General features: G+C 57.0%; 22 protein-coding genes and 1 tRNA gene. 10 read left to right on the forward strand and 13 right to left on the reverse strand.

Annotation, left to right across the window (positions count from 1 at the left end; all coding sequences use genetic code 11):
• Window positions 1-229: 229 nt before the first annotated feature.
• The 3 genes from FHG12_RS02295 to FHG12_RS02305 form a co-directional block, all read right to left on the reverse strand.
• Window positions 230-2,149 (reverse strand): RecQ family ATP-dependent DNA helicase, encoded by a 1,920-nt coding sequence (locus FHG12_RS02295; RefSeq protein WP_317129696.1) that lies wholly within the window; start codon window positions 2,147-2,149, stop codon window positions 230-232.
• A gap of 137 nt (window positions 2,150-2,286) precedes the next feature.
• A complete protein-coding gene (locus FHG12_RS02300) occupies window positions 2,287-3,093 on the reverse strand; it encodes a hypothetical protein (RefSeq protein ID WP_139514078.1) in 807 nt (268 codons plus the stop codon).
• Between the two features lie 394 nt (window positions 3,094-3,487).
• Window positions 3,488-4,141 (reverse strand): ABC transporter ATP-binding protein, encoded by a 654-nt coding sequence (locus FHG12_RS02305; protein WP_139514079.1) that lies wholly within the window; start codon window positions 4,139-4,141, stop codon window positions 3,488-3,490.
• Between the two features lie 174 nt (window positions 4,142-4,315).
• On the opposite strand from FHG12_RS02305, the gene FHG12_RS02310 reads away from it, so the two are divergent.
• Both FHG12_RS02310 and sucC read left to right on the forward strand, forming a co-directional pair.
• Window positions 4,316-5,434 carry a glycoside hydrolase family 113 gene (locus tag FHG12_RS02310; RefSeq protein ID WP_139514080.1) on the forward strand — a complete coding sequence of 373 codons (1,119 nt, stop codon included), beginning with the start codon at window positions 4,316-4,318 and terminating at the stop codon, window positions 5,432-5,434.
• A 136-nt stretch (window positions 5,435-5,570) separates the two neighbouring features.
• Window positions 5,571-6,773 carry an ADP-forming succinate--CoA ligase subunit beta gene (gene sucC, locus FHG12_RS02315; protein ID WP_139514081.1) on the forward strand — a complete coding sequence of 401 codons (1,203 nt, stop codon included), beginning with the start codon at window positions 5,571-5,573 and terminating at the stop codon, window positions 6,771-6,773.
• 102 nt (window positions 6,774-6,875) lie between these two features.
• Here the strand turns inward: sucC and FHG12_RS02320 are convergent, their stop codons facing one another.
• Complete coding sequence (locus tag FHG12_RS02320) at window positions 6,876-7,379, reverse strand: Ohr family peroxiredoxin (RefSeq protein ID WP_139514082.1); 504 nt, start codon at window positions 7,377-7,379, stop codon at window positions 6,876-6,878.
• A gap of 173 nt (window positions 7,380-7,552) precedes the next feature.
• Between FHG12_RS02320 and FHG12_RS02325 the strand changes: the two genes are divergently transcribed.
• Window positions 7,553-7,624, forward strand: a tRNA-Arg gene (locus FHG12_RS02325).
• 211 nt (window positions 7,625-7,835) lie between these two features.
• Window positions 7,836-8,120: a helix-turn-helix domain-containing protein gene (locus FHG12_RS02330; protein ID WP_139514083.1), complete on the forward strand. Its 285-nt coding sequence runs from the start codon at window positions 7,836-7,838 to the stop codon at window positions 8,118-8,120.
• Between the two features lie 168 nt (window positions 8,121-8,288).
• Here FHG12_RS02330 and FHG12_RS02335 read toward each other — a convergent pair whose 3' ends face one another.
• The 4 genes from FHG12_RS02335 to FHG12_RS02345 all read right to left on the reverse strand — a co-directional run bounded on the left by FHG12_RS02335 (window position 8,289) and on the right by FHG12_RS02345 (window position 10,666).
• A complete protein-coding gene (locus FHG12_RS02335) occupies window positions 8,289-8,522 on the reverse strand; it encodes a hypothetical protein (protein WP_139514084.1) in 234 nt (77 codons plus the stop codon).
• Between the two features lie 185 nt (window positions 8,523-8,707).
• The gene (locus FHG12_RS21250; RefSeq protein WP_262711439.1) at window positions 8,708-8,833 is read right to left on the reverse strand and encodes a hypothetical protein; all 126 of its coding nucleotides are present in this window, start codon (window positions 8,831-8,833) and stop codon (window positions 8,708-8,710) included.
• Window positions 8,834-8,994: 161 nt separating this feature from the next.
• Entirely contained in the window at window positions 8,995-9,666 is a 672-nt protein-coding gene (locus FHG12_RS02340; RefSeq protein ID WP_165699281.1) for an FRG domain-containing protein, read from the reverse strand.
• Between the two features lie 289 nt (window positions 9,667-9,955).
• On the reverse strand, window positions 9,956-10,666 hold the full coding sequence (locus FHG12_RS02345; RefSeq protein WP_139514086.1) for a hypothetical protein: 711 nt from the start codon (window positions 10,664-10,666) through the stop codon (window positions 9,956-9,958).
• On the opposite strand from FHG12_RS02345, the gene FHG12_RS02350 reads away from it, so the two are divergent.
• From FHG12_RS02350 to FHG12_RS21255, 4 genes are all read left to right on the forward strand, one after another.
• Window positions 10,665-10,910, forward strand: coding sequence for a hypothetical protein (locus tag FHG12_RS02350; protein ID WP_139514087.1), 246 nt, complete (start codon window positions 10,665-10,667; stop codon window positions 10,908-10,910). The genes FHG12_RS02345 and FHG12_RS02350 overlap by 2 nt on opposite strands.
• A gap of 177 nt (window positions 10,911-11,087) precedes the next feature.
• On the forward strand, window positions 11,088-11,501 hold the full coding sequence (locus FHG12_RS02355; RefSeq protein WP_139514088.1) for a hypothetical protein: 414 nt from the start codon (window positions 11,088-11,090) through the stop codon (window positions 11,499-11,501).
• A 537-nt stretch (window positions 11,502-12,038) separates the two neighbouring features.
• Window positions 12,039-13,505 carry a hypothetical protein gene (locus FHG12_RS02360; protein ID WP_139514089.1) on the forward strand — a complete coding sequence of 489 codons (1,467 nt, stop codon included), beginning with the start codon at window positions 12,039-12,041 and terminating at the stop codon, window positions 13,503-13,505.
• A gap of 380 nt (window positions 13,506-13,885) precedes the next feature.
• Window positions 13,886-14,008, forward strand: a complete 123-nt coding sequence (locus FHG12_RS21255) for a hypothetical protein (RefSeq protein ID WP_262711440.1) — start codon at window positions 13,886-13,888, stop codon at window positions 14,006-14,008.
• Between the two features lie 97 nt (window positions 14,009-14,105).
• Here the strand turns inward: FHG12_RS21255 and FHG12_RS02365 are convergent, their stop codons facing one another.
• From FHG12_RS02365 to FHG12_RS02380, 4 genes are all read right to left on the reverse strand, one after another.
• Window positions 14,106-14,984: a M28 family peptidase gene (locus tag FHG12_RS02365; protein WP_139514090.1), complete on the reverse strand. Its 879-nt coding sequence runs from the start codon at window positions 14,982-14,984 to the stop codon at window positions 14,106-14,108.
• 48 nt (window positions 14,985-15,032) lie between these two features.
• Entirely contained in the window at window positions 15,033-15,623 is a 591-nt protein-coding gene (locus tag FHG12_RS02370) for a CAP domain-containing protein (RefSeq protein WP_139514091.1), read from the reverse strand.
• 97 nt (window positions 15,624-15,720) lie between these two features.
• Complete coding sequence (locus FHG12_RS02375; RefSeq protein ID WP_139514092.1) at window positions 15,721-16,227, reverse strand: hypothetical protein; 507 nt, start codon at window positions 16,225-16,227, stop codon at window positions 15,721-15,723.
• Between the two features lie 49 nt (window positions 16,228-16,276).
• Window positions 16,277-16,933, reverse strand: coding sequence for a hypothetical protein (locus tag FHG12_RS02380; protein WP_139514093.1), 657 nt, complete (start codon window positions 16,931-16,933; stop codon window positions 16,277-16,279).
• Between the two features lie 246 nt (window positions 16,934-17,179).
• Between FHG12_RS02380 and FHG12_RS02385 the strand changes: the two genes are divergently transcribed.
• Both FHG12_RS02385 and FHG12_RS21095 read left to right on the forward strand, forming a co-directional pair.
• Window positions 17,180-17,431 (forward strand): helix-turn-helix domain-containing protein, encoded by a 252-nt coding sequence (locus FHG12_RS02385; protein ID WP_165699282.1) that lies wholly within the window; start codon window positions 17,180-17,182, stop codon window positions 17,429-17,431.
• Between the two features lie 649 nt (window positions 17,432-18,080).
• Complete coding sequence (locus FHG12_RS21095; RefSeq protein WP_139514095.1) at window positions 18,081-18,440, forward strand: hypothetical protein; 360 nt, start codon at window positions 18,081-18,083, stop codon at window positions 18,438-18,440.
• Here FHG12_RS21095 and FHG12_RS02395 read toward each other — a convergent pair.
• On the reverse strand, window positions 18,395-18,862 hold the full coding sequence (locus FHG12_RS02395) for a hypothetical protein (protein WP_139514096.1): 468 nt from the start codon (window positions 18,860-18,862) through the stop codon (window positions 18,395-18,397). The genes FHG12_RS21095 and FHG12_RS02395 overlap by 46 nt on opposite strands.
• Window positions 18,863-18,876: the final 14 nt, after the last annotated feature.

Raw genomic sequence — 18,876 nt, forward strand, 5'->3', positions numbered from 1 at the left:
AGCCGATCCTTTCCGGCGGATTGCCGTAGTATCAGTAACCTCGGCCGCAAGATCGGCCAGGAAATTGCTTAGTACTTTCTACAGTGCCTTTTTGCAGGATTAGCCCCCTGCCGAATGGATGAGCGCAGCCCCGGTTACCCTTTAGTGGGTGGCCGGGGCTGTTTGTTTTCGACACATGATTACGGTTATAGAACCAGAAAGGTCCATTATATAAGCAATTGACTATTAATTACTTATATAATAAGCCTTCGTCTGTATAGCGAAGCTCGCCTAAGTCCACCAACTCACGGATCAATTCCGTGACGGCGGCGGCTTGGCTGGGCACGAAATGCGTCAGGACTTCGCGGGGCGTTTGCGGCTGCGCTTTTACCAGCGCCACCAACTGCTCGCGAAGCGGCAAAGCGGGCGGGGCGGCGTGCTGTTTTTTGCGTGCTAAGCAATAATCGCAAATGGCACAGGCAGGCGCGTTTTCCTCGCCGAAATACTCCAGCAACAATTGCTGCCGGCAGCGCCCACCGGCCGCGTAGCTGATCACTGCCTCGGTTTTCTGCAAGGCTAATTCGCGTGCTGCCTTCAGGCGCGGCTGGTCGAGAGGCAGTTTGTCGGCGTCGAAGCGCGGCGTGGTGAACAGCGCCTGGGGCGAATCGTGGCGCGGCTGGTAGTGAATAATGCCAGAGCGGTGCAAAAACAGCAGCATCTTGCGCACATCCACCACGCTCAGCCGCAGGTGCGTGGCAAGGCTGTTTTCGGAGATCGTTTGGAAGCCCGCGAAGATCTCACCGCCGTTCATGCGCAGCAACGATTTGATCAGCTTATCGTGCTGGGCATTAGCCACTTGAAACCGATACAGATCGTTGTGGTCGATGGGAATGTGCACGCGTGCCGGGGTGGTCACGGCTTCGTTTACCTGCACGAAACCGGCCCGTTCCAGCGTGCGCAGCGAATTGTGCACATCCAAAGGCTTGACGCGGTACGTTTCGGCAAAGGGCTGAATGTCAAAGTCAAACGCCACCAGCTCGCCGCCACCCACGGCCGTCCGCGAAAAGTTAGCCAGCGCTTGGTACACGCGCCGTACCGTGTCCAGGGGCGGATGCGCCTGTTCGGTGCGGCGGCGCAAGTCGCCCGCATCGTGTGGCCCGACGAGCAGCACAGCAAAGGCGTATTTCTCGTCGCGACCGGCACGGCCGGCTTCCTGGTAGTAGGCTTCCAACGAATCCGGAGCTTCTAGGTGGGCCACCAGCCGCACGTCGGGCTTGTCGATGCCCATTCCGAACGCATTGGTGGCCACAATGATACGCGTTCGGTTCTGCATCCAGTCCTGCTGGGTACGGTGGCGCAATTCGGCGGGCAAACCGGCGTGGTAAGCAGCAGCGGCTAACTGATGCTTTTGTAAAAAAGAGGCCGTTTCCTCGGTTTGGCGGCGCGTACGGGCATACACGATGCTGGTTTTGTCGGCTCCCACGCCGCGGATAACTTCCAGCAGGCGGCGCAGCTTGTCTTCGGTTTGCAGCGCCGAATACGACAGGTTTGGGCGGGCAAAGCTTTGCTGAAAAACCTTGTAATTGGCACGGAAATGCAGCTTTTCAACAATATCCTGCCGGACCTGCTTCGTGGCCGTAGCCGTGAGCGCAATGACGGGCACGTTGGGCACCAACTCCCGCAGCTCGGCGATCTGGAGGTAAGGCGGGCGGAAATCGTAGCCCCACTGCGAAAGGCAATGCGCCTCGTCGATGGCCAGCAGATTGACTTTCATTTTGGCGACGCGCACCCGAAACATCTCCGTCAGCAGGCGTTCCGGCGATACGTACAGGAACTTCACCGGGCCGTAAACGCAGTTGTCGAGCGTCTGGTCAATTTCCTGGTGGCTCATGCCGGCGTACACCGCCTCGGCCCGAATGCCGCGTGAGCGCAGCCGCTCAACTTGGTCTTTCATCAGGGCAATCAGCGGCGACACGACCACACAAATGCCATCGCGCGCCATAGCCGGCACCTGAAAGCAGATGGATTTGCCGCCGCCTGTGGGCAGCAACGCCAGCGTATCCTGCCCGGCCAGCACCGACCGAATAATATCCTCCTGCATCGGCCGGAAAGCCGAGTGTCCCCAATGCTGGCGCAGCAGGAGCAAGATATCGTCGGTGGGTAAAGGCAAAGCAGTGCAGGGGTTGGCCGGACTACGAAGGTACTGCCGCTGCGTGGGAAACTGAAGCCGTAACGCGGACCCTTTACAAACAAAAAGCCCGGCTCCTACCGGAACCGGGCTTTTGTATGCTGAAATAAGAAGGTTGCTTAAGCAGCAGCCGACTCGCCGTTCTCACGGTCGTCGATTGCTTTCTTCAGCTTCGCAATAGCTTGCGTGGCACGCTCCTCGTCCAGACGGTTGATGTTCAGCAACATCTTGGTCTTCTCCTGACGCGTGATCACCGGATGGTTGAGCAAACGGATGATCTCTTCCTTCTGCGGTGCCGTGGCGTACGCAACGGCAGTGGTAGCAGGAGCCTCGGCAGCAGGCGCAACAGGCTCAGCGGGCACGGCTTTCATGGCAGCAGGCTGCGCAGCTGGGGCAGCAGCCGGCGTCACAGCATTGGCACTCACCTTCGCATCGGTCGAGTTGCCGCCGTACTCCATCTCTTCAGCCGGAGTAGGCTCGTAACCAGCGGCCCGGATAATCCAAGCCAGAATGTTGCGGTATGCTTTGCCGATAGCGCGCGTTTGCGCCATGCTCATGATGGCAAACTCCTGGTAGAACTTCTTGCCCGACTCTTTATTCGAGCAAATAGCAAAGCCAGCACCTACGGTATGGCCCGAGCGCAGGTCAAATAGCGTGACCTTGGCTTGGTACTTTATTTCTGTTTCGGTCGAGACGTTGATAACGTGGTCCACGATGGGCACAATGCCCAAGCGCGAGCCGGCGTACTGCCAGCCTTCCACGTTCACATAGTCTTTGCCTTGAACCGAGGTCGAAAGTTTATTCTCCTTAATGAACTTCGCCAGGTCCTTAGCCAGATCCAGCGTCTCATCGGAGCGAGCAATGTCGTAGCTCTCCACTTTGTTCTTCCGAACCTGATCCTTGGTGTTTTTGGTTACCTCGTTCATGGTCTTGTTATTAATTCCCTGTAGTACGTTTTGTTGTTCTATTACCTAACCAAGTGGCCGGTCTTTTAGTGCGAAAATGTACCTATTTTTTAGTAAATTTTCACACTGATAATCAAGTACTTACAAATAAGATTCAAAAATCTCTATTCTAACAGGATTAGTAGAGAAAATCGGGCCAAAAAATTTGGCGTTGCACGGCTGTTTTCAGCTTTACAGCCGGCTGACCCATTCATTCAGGAGCGTGCGTAAACAAACCTGCCGCACTGTTCCGGAACAGCGCGGCAGGTTCAATCTATGGCCCGGATCGGGAACGGGCGCATCACATGCAGGAGCCAAAAAATAAGCCTGTCAGGCCGAGACCCAACAGGCTTATAACGATTTTTAAATCAAGAAGTTACTCCGAGATGTATCCGTCCTTCATGATGATCTTGCGATCGGCCATCTCGGCAAGCTGCTCGTTGTGGGTCACGATCACGAAGGTTTGGCCCAGTTCTTTGCGCAACAGAAAGAAGATCTGGTGTAATTCCTGCGCGTTCTGCGAATCGAGGTTACCGCTAGGTTCGTCGGCAAAGATGATTTCGGGCGAATTGATGAGCGCCCGCGCCACGGCTGTACGCTGCTGCTCTCCGCCCGACATTTCGGACGGCTTGTGGTCGGCGCGGCGCTCCAAGTTCAACATGCCAAGCAATTCGCGGGCTCGCACGCGGGTTTCTTTCTCCGAGCGCCCCGCCAGATAGGCTGGCAGGCACACATTTTCGAGGGCCGTAAACTCAGGCAACAGATTGTGAAACTGAAAGATAAAGCCAATGTGCCGGTTGCGAAACCGCGCCAGATCCGAGCGCTTGAGCGAGCTGACCGATTCGCCATCGAACAGCACTTCGCCTATATCCGGGTCGTCCAGCGTGCCCAGAATGTGCAGCAACGTGCTTTTGCCAGCCCCCGACGACCCCACGATGGACACGATTTCCGACTTCTCGATGGTCAGGTCGATGCCCTTGAGCACTTCCAGCGTGTTATAGCTCTTATGAATGTTAATGGCTTGCAGCAAAGGGGATAGCGTAAAATGGTGAGCCTACTTCAAGAAACAAATCTACGCATTGTAAGGAGTTGTCTGTAGTATGCCCCTGATTCGCGACAGACAATTATTGGATCCTTGCTAGGGGCATTAGTCGGTGCCCAGCCTTATCTTGACGCTAGGTTCATGCCTTTCCTCCTGCCGCCTATGCGAGTTTCCTTGGTCGTGCGCCGCTTCTGGTGGCTGGTGCCGGCAGTACTGCTGGTCGGTGCGGCCCGCTGGTGGTGGAAACCGCACACCCCAACCGCCGATTTGTCGGCGGCCCCTGCCCCTACGGCTCCTAACCCCAGCATTTACGCCGACGGACGGCTTCGCGGCGTGAGTTGGGTCGGCGGCGATTCGGTTACGGATGCCGATTTGGAGCCCCTCATTCGCAATCACGTCACCTGGATGGTCCAGACGCCCTTCGGCTGGCAGCGCGGCGCTACCTCACCCGAAATCGGCATGAACACTGGCGTAGGCAATCGCGGCTATTGGGGCGAAAGTGACCGCGGCTTGGCCTATACCGCACAGCTGGCCCGCCAGCACGGCATTCGCACGATGCTCAAGCCGCATTTGTGGGTGCAAGGCAGCGGAGGAAGCTGGCCCGGCGACGTACAAATGCAATCGGCAGCCGATTGGCAGGCGTGGTTTGCGAATTACACAAGGTTTGTTTTGCATTATGCGCAACTGGCTGAGCGAGAGCACTTTGATGCTCTGTGCCTTGGCACCGAATTGCTACACGCTTCCACGGAGCACGAAGCCGAATGGCGAACGCTCATCCAGCAGGTGCGAAAAGTCTATCGCGGCCCGCTGACGTATGCTGCCAATTGGAGCGGCGAATACGAAAAGATCCGTTTCTGGGACGCGCTGGATTTCATTGGCATTCAGGCTTATTTTCCTTTGAGCCAAGCCAATAGCCCCGCTAAAGCTACGCTGCTGGCCGGCTGGAAACCGCACCTGGCCGCCATCGAACGCCTTCAGAAGCGTTTCAACAAACCCATTATTTTCACGGAGGCCGGTTACAAAACCACTGCTGATGCCGCCGTCGAGCCGTGGAAATGGCCCGATAACATGGCCGTGTTTGCTTCGCCCGACGAGCAAACGCAGGCAGCGTGCTACGAAGCGCTGTTCGAGACGTTTTGGTCGAAACCATGGTTCAAAGGCCTGTTTGTGTGGAAATGGTACCCCGGCCTCGCTGCCGACGGCCCCGCTCGCCGGCACCTCGATTTTACACCCCAACACAAGCCCGCCGAACAAGTCATGGCCCGCTGGTACGGGCGGTAAAAGCCGCGCCTGACGAACTTCAAGGCTGAATGCGCTCGGAGCGCGGCCTACCTCGTAGGGCTTTTGTTTCTTCCCCCACTATTATTGCCTACTTTCGTGCCCTCAACCACCCCGAAATCCAACTCAACTGACCTCTATGAACATTCACGAGTATCAGGGTAAAGAAATTCTGAAAAGCTACGGCGTCCGCGTGCAGGAAGGCATCACGGCCGACACGCCCGAGGAGGCAGTAGAAGCTGCCAAGAAGCTTACCGAGCAAACCGGCACGAGCTGGCACGTGATCAAAGCCCAAATTCATGCGGGTGGCCGCGGCAAGGGGGGCGGCGTGAAACTGGCAAAAAACCTAGAGCAAGTAAAAGACATTGCAAGCCAAATCATTGGCATGCAATTAGTTACCAAACAGACTGGCGCTGAAGGCCGCAAAGTGCACAAGGTGCTTGTGGCGCAGGACGTGTACTACCCCGGCGCTTCGGAGCCGAAAGAATATTACATGAGCGTGTTGCTGGACCGTGCTACGGGCCAGAACGTGATCATTTATACGACGGAAGGTGGTATGGACATCGAGGAAGTTGCCGAGCAACACCCCGAGAAAATTCACCACGAGCACGTTGATCCGCGCGTTGGGTTGCAAGGTTTTCAGGCCCGCAAAATCGCGTTCAACCTGGGCCTGTCGGGCGATGCGTTCAAGGAAATGGTGAAGTTTGTGACGGCACTCTACAAAGCCTACGACGAAACCGACTCCGCCATGTTCGAAATCAACCCCGTGTTGAAGACTTCGGACAACAAGATTCTGGCCGTTGACGCCAAAGTAAACCTCGACGATAACGCCCTTTATCGGCACAAGGATTTCGCCGCCCTGCGCGATATCAAAGAAGAAGACCCGCTGGAAGTTGAAGCTTCGGAGTCGAACCTAAACTACGTGAAGCTCGACGGCAACGTAGGCTGCATGGTAAACGGCGCTGGTTTGGCCATGGCTACCATGGACATCATCAAACTGTCGGGTGGTGAGCCGGCCAACTTCCTCGACGTAGGCGGTGGGGCCAACGCACAAACCGTAGAAGCCGGTTTCCGCATCATCCTGAAGGACCCGAACGTAAAGGCCATCCTGATCAACATTTTCGGCGGCATTGTGCGCTGCGACCGCGTGGCCAACGGCGTGGTAGAAGCCTACAAAAACATCGGCGACATCAAGGTGCCGATCATCGTGCGCTTGCAGGGCACCAACGCCGAGGAAGGCGCTCGCATCATCGACGAATCGGGCTTGAAAGTGTTCTCGGCCGTATTACTGAAGGATGCTGCCCAGAAGGTAAAAGAAGTACTGGCAAGCCAAGGCGCGTAACTGCTTGGTTGTCAAATAAATACAAAAAGCCCCGTTCGGTACACCGAACGGGGCTTTTTGTATAGAATAGCCTGTCAGAAGCAAACTTGCTCCATTCTAAGTTTAGGCATTCCCAACGTTGCTGGCTGCCGCTTGCTGGCCGTTTTGAGCAACGCCTGCATTGTCTTCCGGCGACATGGGCACCTGAGCGCCGGCTACTTTCAGCTCTACTTCCATGTTGCCGCGCGTACCGACCGAATACGGGCAGATCTGGTGGGCTTGGTTGACCATTTCCACCGCTTTCTCAGGAGCAACGGATTTCAGATCTACGTCGAGCACGGCGCTGAGGCCATATGCTTCGCCGTCCTGAAACAACGTCACAGAGCATTGTACGGTCGTTTGCGGGTCGAGCCGCTCGCCGGCGCGTTGTGCAATTACCAACAATGCTTGCTGAAAACACGACGCGTACCCAGCCGCAAACAGCTCTTCGGGGTTGGTAGCGCCTTTTTTGCCGCCCAAACCAGCGGGCACCGACATCTCCATATCGATGATACCGGTAGAGGAACGCACGTGGCCGCTGCGGCCACCAACGGCCGTAGCATCAGCCGTATACAGGGTCTTTTTCATATAGTTAGGTGATTGGATTGTGGGTTGTCGGAGTTGAGTTAGATTAACTCCCTTACTGCCTTTTTAGTTATGCAATCTGCCTTCTCGCTTACTTATCTGCTTTCATCAAATGCAATGCGCGTTTGGCAGGCCATATTTTTCTCTCTACTTTTGCCGCATATCTGTTTCGATCGGGTCGCGTCGTACAACGGATAGTATAAGAGTTTCCGAAGCTCTTGATCCAGGTTCGATTCCTGGCGCGACCACTGTAATCCCTCTTAGCATTGCGCTAAGGGGGATTTTTCGTTTCTGAGTATGCAGCAAGTATGCAAGGCGCTCCGGGGGCGCTGGAAGCGACGCCAGGGCGGTTGACATCGAAGGGGGAAGGCGCGAGAAAAAAATTGAGTGACCTAGACCGGAACAGCCAACCCTATGGCTCGGAAAATCTACAACGGGCTCATTTAACCATTCACCCCGATGATGCTCACGTTGAACCCCGCCGAGCTGGCGGACTTGACCAACCAGATTGTGGCAGCCGTGCGCCACCAACTCACTGCCGAGGCTAAACAAGCCGCCGCAGTACCCGCCAAGAACCGGCTGCTAAAGGTAGCCGAAGCTGCAGAACGGCTTCAGCTCGCCGAAAAGACGGTAACGAAGTACCTGAAAGATGGCACCCTGCGCGGGCGCAATTTAGGCACGCTGGAAAAGCCCGTGTGGCGCGTTCAGGAGCTGAGCGTGGACGAGTTTATCGCCGGTCGTTAACTTTTTCCACGCAGACCCGCCAAAATTGCGAAAGCCAAGCGGTGGGATGAGATGGTGGGGTACCTAGCCCTACCGTCACTATAGCACTCTGCACTTCTACCCCGACCGCTGCCCCACGCTTTCTAGGTAACCGATCTTTGTTTGGTCAGGGGCTAACGAACCGTTTTGTTATCTGCTCAGATAGGGCTGCAGCACCCGCTGGATCTTTGCCAGCACCTTGCCCACTCTCTGGTGGCTTCTGCCCAGTTCCTTGGCGATGCGCTGCTGGCTCCAGTCGTGCACCACACTGAAGCGCATGAAGGTCAAGTTGCGGAAGCTGAAGTGCTGATCATTGTCCCGGCGCAGCCACTGCTCCAATTGGTCCAGCAGCGCGCCGGACTGACTCGGTGGCGTCCAGGGCATCCTCCGTAGCTTCCACCTGCTGCTGGTGAGCGTGGTGGGCTGCCTGCTGTCGGGGCTAGTGCAGCTTCATTTGATTGGAATACTCGCGCTGACAGACAAGTAGGACGTAGTTAAGCAGTTTGCGTTCCCCTTGGTAGGCAAACTCCATCCGGTGGATTCTCTCCGCCAGGCGCAGGGTGATGTCGTCACAGACCTCGTCCGTAGCTAATGTATCCGCCGCGGCGGTGCATGCTTTGGCGGATGGTGTTCTTGAAGTGGCGCTCCTTGCGCAGGAGCAGGTGGTAGTAGCCGGCAACGGTAATGGTGGACAAGCAGGCGGGGGTTCTTTCTACCTCCTATGTCTCCAGAACCTGGATCGTGTTCTTTGCCAGCGCACGCGCGAAGCAGTGGAAACGAAAAAGCCGGCAGATGGAGGTCTGCCGGCTTGTAGCCCAAGGCGAAAAAATAAGCCGTCTCTCTTCCCTGGAGTCCCTCAGACGAGCATACTACACTGCCTCCGCTCGTGAAAGCTTGCCAATTCCGCTTGAATGCGAATGCTTGTTGCTATCCCATCCAGGTCCGGAAATAGCATGTCCTGACGAATACCCAGTCGAAAAAGCTGCTGCTGAATCTGCGTGGCAGTATCCTGCGAAAAAACTAGCTTGCTTATGTAGAGCTGGCTTCCGTCTTCATCCTCAAATCCTACCTCAAAGGGTTGGGAAGGATCTGGTTGGATGGAGAATAAGCCACCTTGTCCGGTTATTCGAGGTGCCAGGTGAGGTGGAAAGAAGAAGCCGTGCTCGCCGTAGACGAAAGGATCAGGCTCTTCAGCTGGGTCTAAGTATTCGCAGAAATGCGCTACGTAGATAGCTCCACCCCGTGTGCAGCAGGGCTGTAGCTGTCCGCTGCCATTTAACTGGGGCTGAGTTGCAAAGTAGGCAGCGACCAGTGGGCTGGTGGTCCAATCCAAAAGTCGGGTGGGCAGTCCATGGTGCTGCGCTACTGCCAACCACTCCCAGTCTGAGGCTGGCTGGTGCACTATCTTGCTGACGGTACGAAGCTTGAAAGCGTGTAGGGTTTCCTTTTCCTGCTCGCGATGCTCGACAGGTCGGCGACCGGCACTGGGTACCAGCAGGTAGTCCGGGTCAGCGACTCCACGGAACACGTGGTGTCCACATCCGCAGTCGCCGAAAATGGTCAACAGGTGTTGGAAGGAGGTTATTTGAACGGTATTCATACAGCAATTTAGCGCTTCAACAGGGCATTTGCGAACGAGTCGGCGGCTTTCGCAGTGCGTAGCATCCCTCAAACAGATTGAATGGTGATACCTTATAGGCTCAACACACGCGGTGCCCTGACACTCAGGAAGGCGGTACTCTGCCTGCTCGCCCTGGTACTGCTGGGGCTCGTGTTCTTAATGCTGGAAACGGTGTTTCCCAGCCCCTGGTGGTCAACTAATAATCTATGTTTGTGTTGGTGGCATGCCGCTGCTCGAACGTAGCGACAGCTTCCCGAAGTGCTTCCGGCTCGCTCGGATCATCGGGATGGTAATTAAGGATGAGAGTCTGGCGCGACTCGAACTCTCCTACCCCGGTGGTTGCCACAACCCGAAGTGCCTCTTCCGTCTCCTCGGTGCTGATGCGCCGCTCACGGAACTCTGTCAGAAACGTGTCGAGTAGCACCTTCTTATGCTGCAGACTACGCCGGCGCAAAATAGGATAAGTATTCTCGCGGGTCTCTTCATTCCATTGCCGCCTTGCCTCTAGATCGGGGCGAAGCTCCAAGGTTTCTTCGTAGACCTCCCTGAGCCCCTCCATTTCCGCATGGGATGACGGCTCAATAAAAAGGGTGATTCGGGACCGCTCGCCCGTGGCAGCGTAGACTTCGATACTACTACCCCCCCCTTCCGATGTGGCGTATCCACAGGGGTAATAATCGCGGTGCTTCAGGTAAAACTGACGCATGACCTCCGCTTTGGTCCCGAAGAATTGGGCTGAATCTACGCGGTAGGCGTAGCGTGGGTGCTGAACAGCAAAGTCGTCGAGCTGTGGAATTTGGTTAAGCATGAGGTAAATAAGTGGTTGAGAAAAGTAAAGCAAGCAGATTTCCGCTACAATGCAATTGTCATAAGGGGTCTGTCTTGCCCTGCTGGCAGTCCTGCTCATGCCGGGCTGGCTTGCCTTCCTGGGGGACGCCACCGGGCTTAAGATCACGGGCAAGCAGAAAGCCCTCCTTGCTGCCGGGCTGCTGGCGGTTACCGGCGCCGCCTTGTACTTGAGCGCCCGGCAGCACCAGCAGGAACTGACACTGTGCAAATCCCTGGTGGCGCAGGGAGACTCGTTAACGGCAGTCGCCACGACCCGGCTAACGGCACTACAGCCGGATGAGGCGTTGCCTCTGGTCCAGTAAGCCCGCACCTGCTACGCGGAAGCAGATGAGCTTGATGGCTCAAGCAAGCTGGCGGCGAAAGCGGATACGATCATCCGGCAGCTTGCCACCGCCCGTGGCATAGTAGCTGGGGCAGAAAAGCTTACCGACAACCAACTGGCAGATCTGTGCGAGAGTGCCACAAATCTCGATGAGCCCGTGCGCGCCTATTACACCGGCGCCCTCAAGCAACTCGTAGCTCAGCGCCCGGGCATGGCTAAGACGTACGAGGCACGCAAAGCCGCTGCCAAGCGCGAAGAAATTGCTGCTGCCAAGCGCGAGCGGGTACGTGCCGCCGAGCAAGCCCAGGCGGAGCGGGTTGCCAAGATCAGCGCCCGGCGTGCGTACGCTGAACACGCCCGGGACGTCTTTTTGGATGGTGGCATGGACATCAAAGTAAAGGTCACGGGCAAGTACGCCGACGTGCTCAACCTGAGCTACCCCCTGTTTTCCGACGTATGGACCCACAAAATGGAAAAGGAAGGGCTCCGAGAGCAATGGCGCGAGCTGGGCTTCCGCCGGGTCAACTTGACCGACAACTACGATTTCAACGTGTACTACGACCTCAAGTAGGGGTACCCTGCCCAGTAGAAAGCCCGGCTGCTTAGGTAGCCGGGCTTCTTTGTTTTTCTTGGTTGGCTCTGGCTTCACGTCGCGGGGCTCACGCCCGCGCCTGGTCGCGGCTTGGGGGTGTGTCTGCAACTTTTTGCGAACCACCCATTCATACAACTTCCTGAATATCACTTATATGCAGGCTCAAAAACGGAAAGATGTATAGCCTTATGGTAGAGCTGTGCCTGGTACGTACAGCCTACAACACCCAAAGCTTGCAAGGAAGAAGAAGGTGACAAGGTGGGCTGCGACCCAACGGGGAGCCCAACCCCAGCACCAAGGCTTAAAGAAGAAGAAAGAAGGTGGACCGTAACCTGAAGACAGTGCTCCGGGTCAGCCAACCCGGGTGAAGAAGTGTGCTATATAGGTTGTCACGGCTCCGGCGGTGACCGGGAGGGGCGTCGTTCTGGTAGGTTCCGGCGCCCCTCGTTCCAGCCCGCTCCGAAACCTGCCGCCCGGACTGGACCCCGGGAAGTAGCGAAAGAACCTACCACCTTAATGGCTCGCGCCTATGAACCTGAACTGTTCTACCCTACCGCGCTCCCCTCACTCCCGGACCTGATGACCACTTGGGGCTACACGCCCCGGCAGATCGAGGACCACGAGGATAAGTTTGCCTACATCCTCCACCTGGTTACGACGCTTCCGCACCTGCTGCCGAGTGAGAATGGCTACGCCAGCCTCCACTTTGACAACCTGGTCCGCATGCTGGGCGCCCGCTACGCCCGCCCCTTCTTGGACCAACTCATAGACGCTGGCATCATTGAGTGCGACGGACGCTACAGCAAGAGCCGGAAGAGCTTTGGCTACCGCATCTGCGCTGTTCATCACTCCCGCACTGTTGCCTGCCTGACCATGGGGACTACTTTGCGCAAGAAGCTCATTGCCCGGCACGAGTCGGAGCAGCGCCAGCTGGTGAGCGGCACCATCCTTTCCCGCATGCACCAGGACCTGCAGCAGCTGCGGGTGCGCTACGAGGAAGCCCGACTGGAAAACCAGCAGGTGTATGACGCAACGCATGCCTTCTTAGTCCAACACCGCGCCCGGCTGGACACGACGACCCTGGTTCCCGCGGATTACCGCGCCCTGCTGGTGGAAGCGCAGCCGCTGCCCGGAGTGCGCCTCAAAACGCTCAAAGCAATGCGGAAGTCGGCGCGCAGCCAGCGTTGCACAGACACTAAATTCGGCACCCGCACGACCCTGTTTTCCATCCTTGCCCGCATGTGCCTGGATCGCCTTGATGGCAACGCCAACCTCCTGCGCAAAATCCACGAGCGCCGGATTCCGCAGCCTAGCCGCCCGGTGGCGGGCAGCCGCATTTACTCCGTGGTGACCAGCCTTTCCTCCTGGCTCCGCCCCTATCTATACCGCGCCCGGGAGGAGCACCAAGCGCTTTACAACCTTGACATCAGCAACTCGCAGCCATTCCTGCTCAGCATTTTGCTGCGGGAGAAGTACGGCACCCAGCTGCCCGCCGATGCCCAGCGCTACATCGACCTGACGTGCGCCGGCACGTTCTATAAAACCATCGCCGGCGCCATGGGGGAACCTTACGCGACGAAGCTGGAGCAGAAAGCCTTTAAGGAGATGTTTTTTGCTTCCATCTTCTTTTGCGAGACCCTACACACCCGCAACTCACGCGCCGGCGCGTACTTCCGCGAGCACTTTCCGGTGGTCACCGCCCTGATCGAGCAGCACAAAAGCCCCCGTTACCAAGCCCTGGCGATTCGGATGCAGCAGGTGGAGGCGGAGATTATCGTCGACACCGTGGCGGCGGCGCTCCAACGCAAGCGCATCTGGTGCGCGACGATTCACGACTCCATCGTGTGCTTGGCGCAGGACAAGGACGAAGTACTGCAGCGCACCCAGGACGCCTTCCGGGCTGCCTACGAGCTTACTCCCGCCGTGAGCGTGGAGAAGTTGGAGCCCGAGGATCAGCCCAGCAGCCATGCCCAGGCAGCATAACTTCTTGGTCACCACAGCATACCAACCCACGGCGTTTGTCGCTAGCAATGAGCATACGTCCTCACAGCGTTTGACCAAGCTATTCCGGTCTGGAGCACGCCGTGGGCGGATGTTGACAGTTGCCCTTTACTTCGCGATGGTTCCCCCCGCAGTGCAGTGTTTATGCTTGCCACGCTTGATTACAGCGGCGCCGTTTCCTGCCTGCTGTTGGCTTACTCGGGTAAGGTCGCAACCTCTTGCATAAGCTGCTTCAACTGCCCCACGTCCAACCTGCTTACTCCCAGCCGTAGTTTGCCTGGGTAATGAGACACCTTTGTTTGAGTTGTGCAGCTTGCCAGGAGCCAAGTAAACAGCCGGGGCGCCTCGCTGGTAATTTTCAGGTGAATATTCCCACTGATGCCACCACCCGGCGCCTGACTGGGCAGCAAGAAGCTCAGGGCAGCTCTGCCATCGTCAGGCGTTACGCTGAAGCTGACCCGCACCCTACCCTGCCCGCCGCTTAGGGCGAGCAGTTTCTGCATTTCCCGGTGCAGGTCAAGGAGGGAGATTTCTAGTAAACTGAACCCGGGCGGAGCGTGAAACGGAGGCATACGGACAGCACTAAAGAGTATGGTGTAGCGCACTACCTGCCTCTGATGAAGCAACTGCAACGCCCATGCCTGACAGCGCACTGAAGCGCGCGATGCGGTACAGGGTTTGCCCAAACTGCACCATGTCTTCTGCTCGGGCGTGGCTGAGCCGGTCACTCACCCGGTGGCAGCGCGCCCAGGTCGGGCAGGAAGTAGTTTTTCCTTCCCGCAGTGTGGCAAGTTCCTGCTCGGGCAGGGTGCCCACGACGGCGCTGGCGGCGATGCCCCAGTGCCGCAAAACGGTCGCATCGTTGAATGGGGTAGCAACCTCGGCAAGCGGTACGCCGGCTGCCGCCGCCACGCTGGGCAGGTGCCGGTCGGTGTACAGGTGGGTGCCGTGAGCCGTGAGCTCAAGGTTGAGGCACCACGACACATGCCCGTATACCCCGGTGCGCAGCTGCCGCGCCAGCCGCGCCGCCCCCGACCTACGGAACGAACAAATTTCCTCGGCATCGACAAAAGTGACCCACACGGTCCGGTCCGGCAGGGGCGCTGCCTGCAGTTGCCCAAGCAGGGCAAGCAGGTGGGCGCAGGAGGCGGTATTGTCGTTGCAGTTTTCGAGATCCGGGTTGGCAACGTCGTGGTGCGCCAGCAGCATCACGCTTGCCGTTGCCCCCGGGGCAGAAGCCCGTACGCACGCCACGATGTTGGCGAAGCGGGGAGCATCAGCTTGAGCGTCGCCATACCCTGAAGCAGCAAAGCAGTCGATCTGGTGCTCTACCCCCATCGTATTCAGTGCCTGCAGCAGGTAGCGCACCCGCCGGTTACGCGGGTCCGCCTGCGGTCGGCGGGCATTGAAATCCGGGGGTAGTGCACAGAGCTCCTGCAGGTAGTCGTAGCTCGTCTTCATGGGCGTCGGCAAAAGGGCGGCGGGGTAACCAAGTACTCATTCAGGGTTTTAGATGCAGAATACCAACGTATTCTGCATTTCCCAGCCATCATACACGGAAGCAATACCCACTTTCGTCGGGTACTTGTCCAGCAGTGCCGCATTATGGCTTGGGGAGCCTTTGTAGGCGTTCAGAACGCAGATTTCCAAGCTTGCCAACTCCTGTGTAGTCAGCCCTCGCATCCGGATGCAGTTTTCCCTGGTGTAGCGGAGCAGTTCTTCGGTCTCTGCATACTTGTGCCCCACACCAGCCAGCCGGTCACTTGGTCTGGGATACTTTGGGTTGAAGTGACCATGCGTACGATGACCCAGGTTGTAAGCAGCCTGAAGACGGGCTGCCCGATCGGCACTAGCGCTACGCTGTAGAGCTGAGCGCCCACAACTCCGACGGTACTGGTTCAGCAGCTGCAGCAACAGCTGCGGGTCTCCCACCTGCTTATGCGCTACTGCAATGCGGAAAGAAGGTAGAGTACCACCTGTATGGGGTACGCATAGCAGTAAGAAGATGGCTAGCCGCTTTACTGTGGACAGAAAAGGTTTCCATCGAGTTGCCACATAGGTCATCTTTTCCCATGTGCCGGGCTGCTTCGTCAGGTTCATGAGCGCACAGTTATGGATGACGATATTCTCTTTCCCCTTTGATGCAGGAGCTCTACTCTTCTGCTCAGCGCGATACGCTTCGTAATCGTATCGTCCGCTACCGGTAGGTCATGATGAGGGCAGAATTGATGACTAGCTCGTGCGCCACCTGTCGGTAGGTTACGGAAACGCCTTGCCGGTTTTCGAGCTTTACCGTTACGCCTACCTTCTTTTCCAGTGCTGATACCATGGACGCGCTTATGGCATTCCGAATGAAGTACAGCTGGACACTGACGCTCGTCGTGTGCGCATCGAACTGGTGCAGGGCAATTTGTTGTCGGTATACACTATCCACGAACTCTCCCACGGGGGTAGATAAGTGCAGGGTCGCTCCTTCATCGTAAGCATGTGCTTGCTCGAAGGAGGTAACCGGGACATCCATTACCAGAAAGTCCAGCTCCCCCTCCTCCACCTGAAACAGCACTGCCGGGCGGACAGTGGGTATGCCCTCAGGGGTCCCGATTTGGGCTATAGTTGTGATTGGCGATGACAAAGCATCCCCAGACCAAGCGAAAACAGAACCGAGCAGGCATAACGCCGCCGGCAGGCAAGGATACAGCGACATACCAATCGGAGTAGGGTTACAGGTTCAAGAAGACAATGGCAGGTAGCTCTTAACGCGCCCACACCGCCAGCGTGGCAGAGCCCACCGAGGATGGAAACCGACGCGTTGTAACCAGCTGCTCATATTCCGTCCAGCACGGCTGCTGGTCGTAAAACTCAGGTAGTCCTCCGCCCCCTAACACCAGAAAATCTGGCAACCCCAACGGATTGCGCGATACCAATTTGTGTAGGGCTCCTTCCGGATCGGTAAAGCGATAGGGATTGTCGCCGAAGCCTTCCCCGGGCTGGATAATGCACAGGTATTTGGCTTGCTGCTGATTACCCAGATAGAGCGCATCGTAGGCGGCAACTCCTTCCGCGTGCAGGTGCAGCAGAGAAAACCGGTCGGCACCGTGGTCGGCAGAATGGGTGCTTCGGCGCTCGTAGACTGCCCACAGCGCGAAGGAGTTTGCCGGCGACGCATACTCGGGCAGCGGACGCTGCATCTGAGGGAGACCCTCACTTGGCTGCCAGCCCCGCGGGGTCAACTCCGCAGCAGACACTTGGCGTAAGCCAATCAGATCGTAACCCGCAAAGCCCGGTGTCCCCTGAAGCTGGGAGCGTATCTGCGCTTCTGTTTCCCGGAAATCAACATGGATAAAACTGCAGGCGTCGCGGCTGAGCAACTCGATGTCATGGGCATCGCTACCCGCTGCGGGATAGTACACACTCTCCTGGAGTATATCCCGCAGTGGCAATGGTCCTCCGGTGATCGTAGTAGCAGTAAGGGCTTGTAGCCAGGCAGGCGTGTCCATGAGTAGTAGAGCGATGGGTGAACTAAAATCAGACTACTCCACTATCACTCCCGCTCAACGCCTACTACACATGGAATAAGTACCACAAAGGTAGGCATTCAAACCACTCAATGCATAAAAGCTGCCAGAATTTTTGGGCGCCTGAACCAGCTTGCCGAGGTGGAGAATCCGGCAGGCATCAAGGCGTTTGGAGAGCACCTCTGTGCATTGCGGGAGCGGGCAGGTAAAAGCCAGGCGGAGGTAGCAGACGTTGCGAATATTGCCAAAACGACGCTGCAGCGTATTGAGCAGGGCAAAGTTTCCGCCACGCTGGACGTACTCATTCGGATCTGCCGGGCTTTGGGTATATCGATGACAGAATTGATGGACTGCCCATCATTGCTGGATGCGGATACAGGACCCATATCCTAATCATCAGCACCAGCGTCCTACCTGCAACAGGTGCTATCGAGGTTCCACCGTGCATCCTAGTTTGTGGCATACACGAGTACCTCACTCTTAGCCTCACAAGCCCAGAACTCGCGGGTGCCGCTCGTTGCTAAGCGCCTACGAGTTCCGGGTCTTCAATCAGCGAGCTATGGATTTGCGACTACGGGCTCTACGGGTGGAGTCTTTACGCGTGCGGGCTTTAGGACTCAGCGCTACCGTTAGCTCATCCATTATCCGGATCCAATTATTGACCCTGGACTCCATCACCTCCATCGTTTGACCCGGATCGGGTGTACCTTGTACTAATCGCTGAAGCGACCAGCTTAGATCAAACAAGAGGGTAATCTGACGGGGTAGATCAAGCTGAAGAAGTCGACGTACACGCTTCTTCTTGTGAAAAACCAAGAGACGATCCTGCGCATCCAATAATCTACAGCCTAACTCGTAGGCAGCTTGATTAACGACGTTTTCAGTGGATGGGTAACCAGTTTCAAAGTTTGCCATGGGGCGGTTGGGAAGGAGATGAGAGCTGAACCCGACTATCGGATCTGACACTGATAGAGGTCTCCAGGCAAATGGTTGGCGAAACCGAAAAATATTTTCAAATATTTCTAACCGTTCCAAAAGCCCCATGGCAAGCTTCTACCTCGCGTTTATAGATGGGCAGTGGCAACGCTTCAGCCGCCTGCCGGCGCGCAAAGCTATACCCCCGGCTCAGCACCAGATCAAGTGGGAACTGGAAGGTTGGGAAGGATACTGCATCGATGAGCAGAAGCGGATGTGGCGTAAACCTCACACGAATCGTCAGGGCAGGAACAAGGGCTGGAAACGAATCCTGCCCATCGAGAAGAGCGCTGGTTATCAGGGCTTCGACCTCTGGCGCGACGGTAAACGGTACTACTACTCTGTTATCCAGCTGCGGCGACTCCTACGCCGCAGCCCAGGCTACGGACCGCTTTCTCCTGCACCAAGTACTGAAGCCCGGGCATGACCAAGCATTGCTCGGAGCCGGAGCTCACGCAACGGGTAAGCCCCCCGGGAGTCCATCAGTTCGCTGGGAATCCACCAAGCGTCGCCAATTGGTCCCGGAGCCTCTTCGAGTAGCTCCGGATACTGCTGCTTGAGCTGATGGTGCAGGCGGCTCGCTTCTATTCCCAACAGCTGGAAGTTGCTGAACCCGCGGCATATCGTAGCCGGCTTACGGGCGTAGCGGTGCCAGCTTCGTAATTCTACGTACAGGTAAGCCTGATGCTTCGTGCAGGTGTTAGCCGCGGTGGCGGCGGGCTGCCGATAGCAGAAGTACAGTTCCTGCCGCTCGCCCAACGCTCCTATCGGGACTTGCTCTTCAGGATACTGCGCATGGCGCCATCGACGGTACAGGGCAAAAAACTCGGACGTAGTTACAGTCTCCATGGGTGTCGAAACAG

Origin of the sequence: Hymenobacter jejuensis, assembly GCF_006337165.1 — a bacterium.
GTDB lineage: Bacteria > Bacteroidota > Bacteroidia > Cytophagales > Hymenobacteraceae > Hymenobacter > Hymenobacter jejuensis.

Coding starts and splice junctions, on each gene's coding strand:
- FHG12_RS02300 (WP_139514078.1), bottom strand. CDS start 3,093: ATGAACGAGGTAACCAAAAACACCAAGGATCAGGTTCGGAAGAACAAA.
- FHG12_RS02310 (WP_139514080.1), top strand. CDS start 4,316: ATGCGAGTTTCCTTGGTCGTGCGCCGCTTCTGGTGGCTGGTGCCGGCA.
- sucC (WP_139514081.1), top strand. CDS start 5,571: ATGAACATTCACGAGTATCAGGGTAAAGAAATTCTGAAAAGCTACGGC.
- FHG12_RS02320 (WP_139514082.1), bottom strand. CDS start 7,379: ATGAAAAAGACCCTGTATACGGCTGATGCTACGGCCGTTGGTGGCCGC.
- FHG12_RS02330 (WP_139514083.1), top strand. CDS start 7,836: ATGATGCTCACGTTGAACCCCGCCGAGCTGGCGGACTTGACCAACCAG.
- FHG12_RS02335 (WP_139514084.1), bottom strand. CDS start 8,522: ATGCCCTGGACGCCACCGAGTCAGTCCGGCGCGCTGCTGGACCAATTG.
- FHG12_RS02350 (WP_139514087.1), top strand. CDS start 10,665: ATGCCGGGCTGGCTTGCCTTCCTGGGGGACGCCACCGGGCTTAAGATC.
- FHG12_RS02345 (WP_139514086.1), bottom strand. CDS start 10,666: ATGAGCAGGACTGCCAGCAGGGCAAGACAGACCCCTTATGACAATTGC.
- FHG12_RS02360 (WP_139514089.1), top strand. CDS start 12,039: ATGGCTCGCGCCTATGAACCTGAACTGTTCTACCCTACCGCGCTCCCC.
- FHG12_RS02365 (WP_139514090.1), bottom strand. CDS start 14,984: ATGAAGACGAGCTACGACTACCTGCAGGAGCTCTGTGCACTACCCCCG.
- FHG12_RS02370 (WP_139514091.1), bottom strand. CDS start 15,623: ATGAACCTGACGAAGCAGCCCGGCACATGGGAAAAGATGACCTATGTG.
- FHG12_RS02375 (WP_139514092.1), bottom strand. CDS start 16,227: ATGTCGCTGTATCCTTGCCTGCCGGCGGCGTTATGCCTGCTCGGTTCT.
- FHG12_RS21095 (WP_139514095.1), top strand. CDS start 18,081: ATGGCAAGCTTCTACCTCGCGTTTATAGATGGGCAGTGGCAACGCTTC.
- FHG12_RS02395 (WP_139514096.1), bottom strand. CDS start 18,862: ATGGAGACTGTAACTACGTCCGAGTTTTTTGCCCTGTACCGTCGATGG.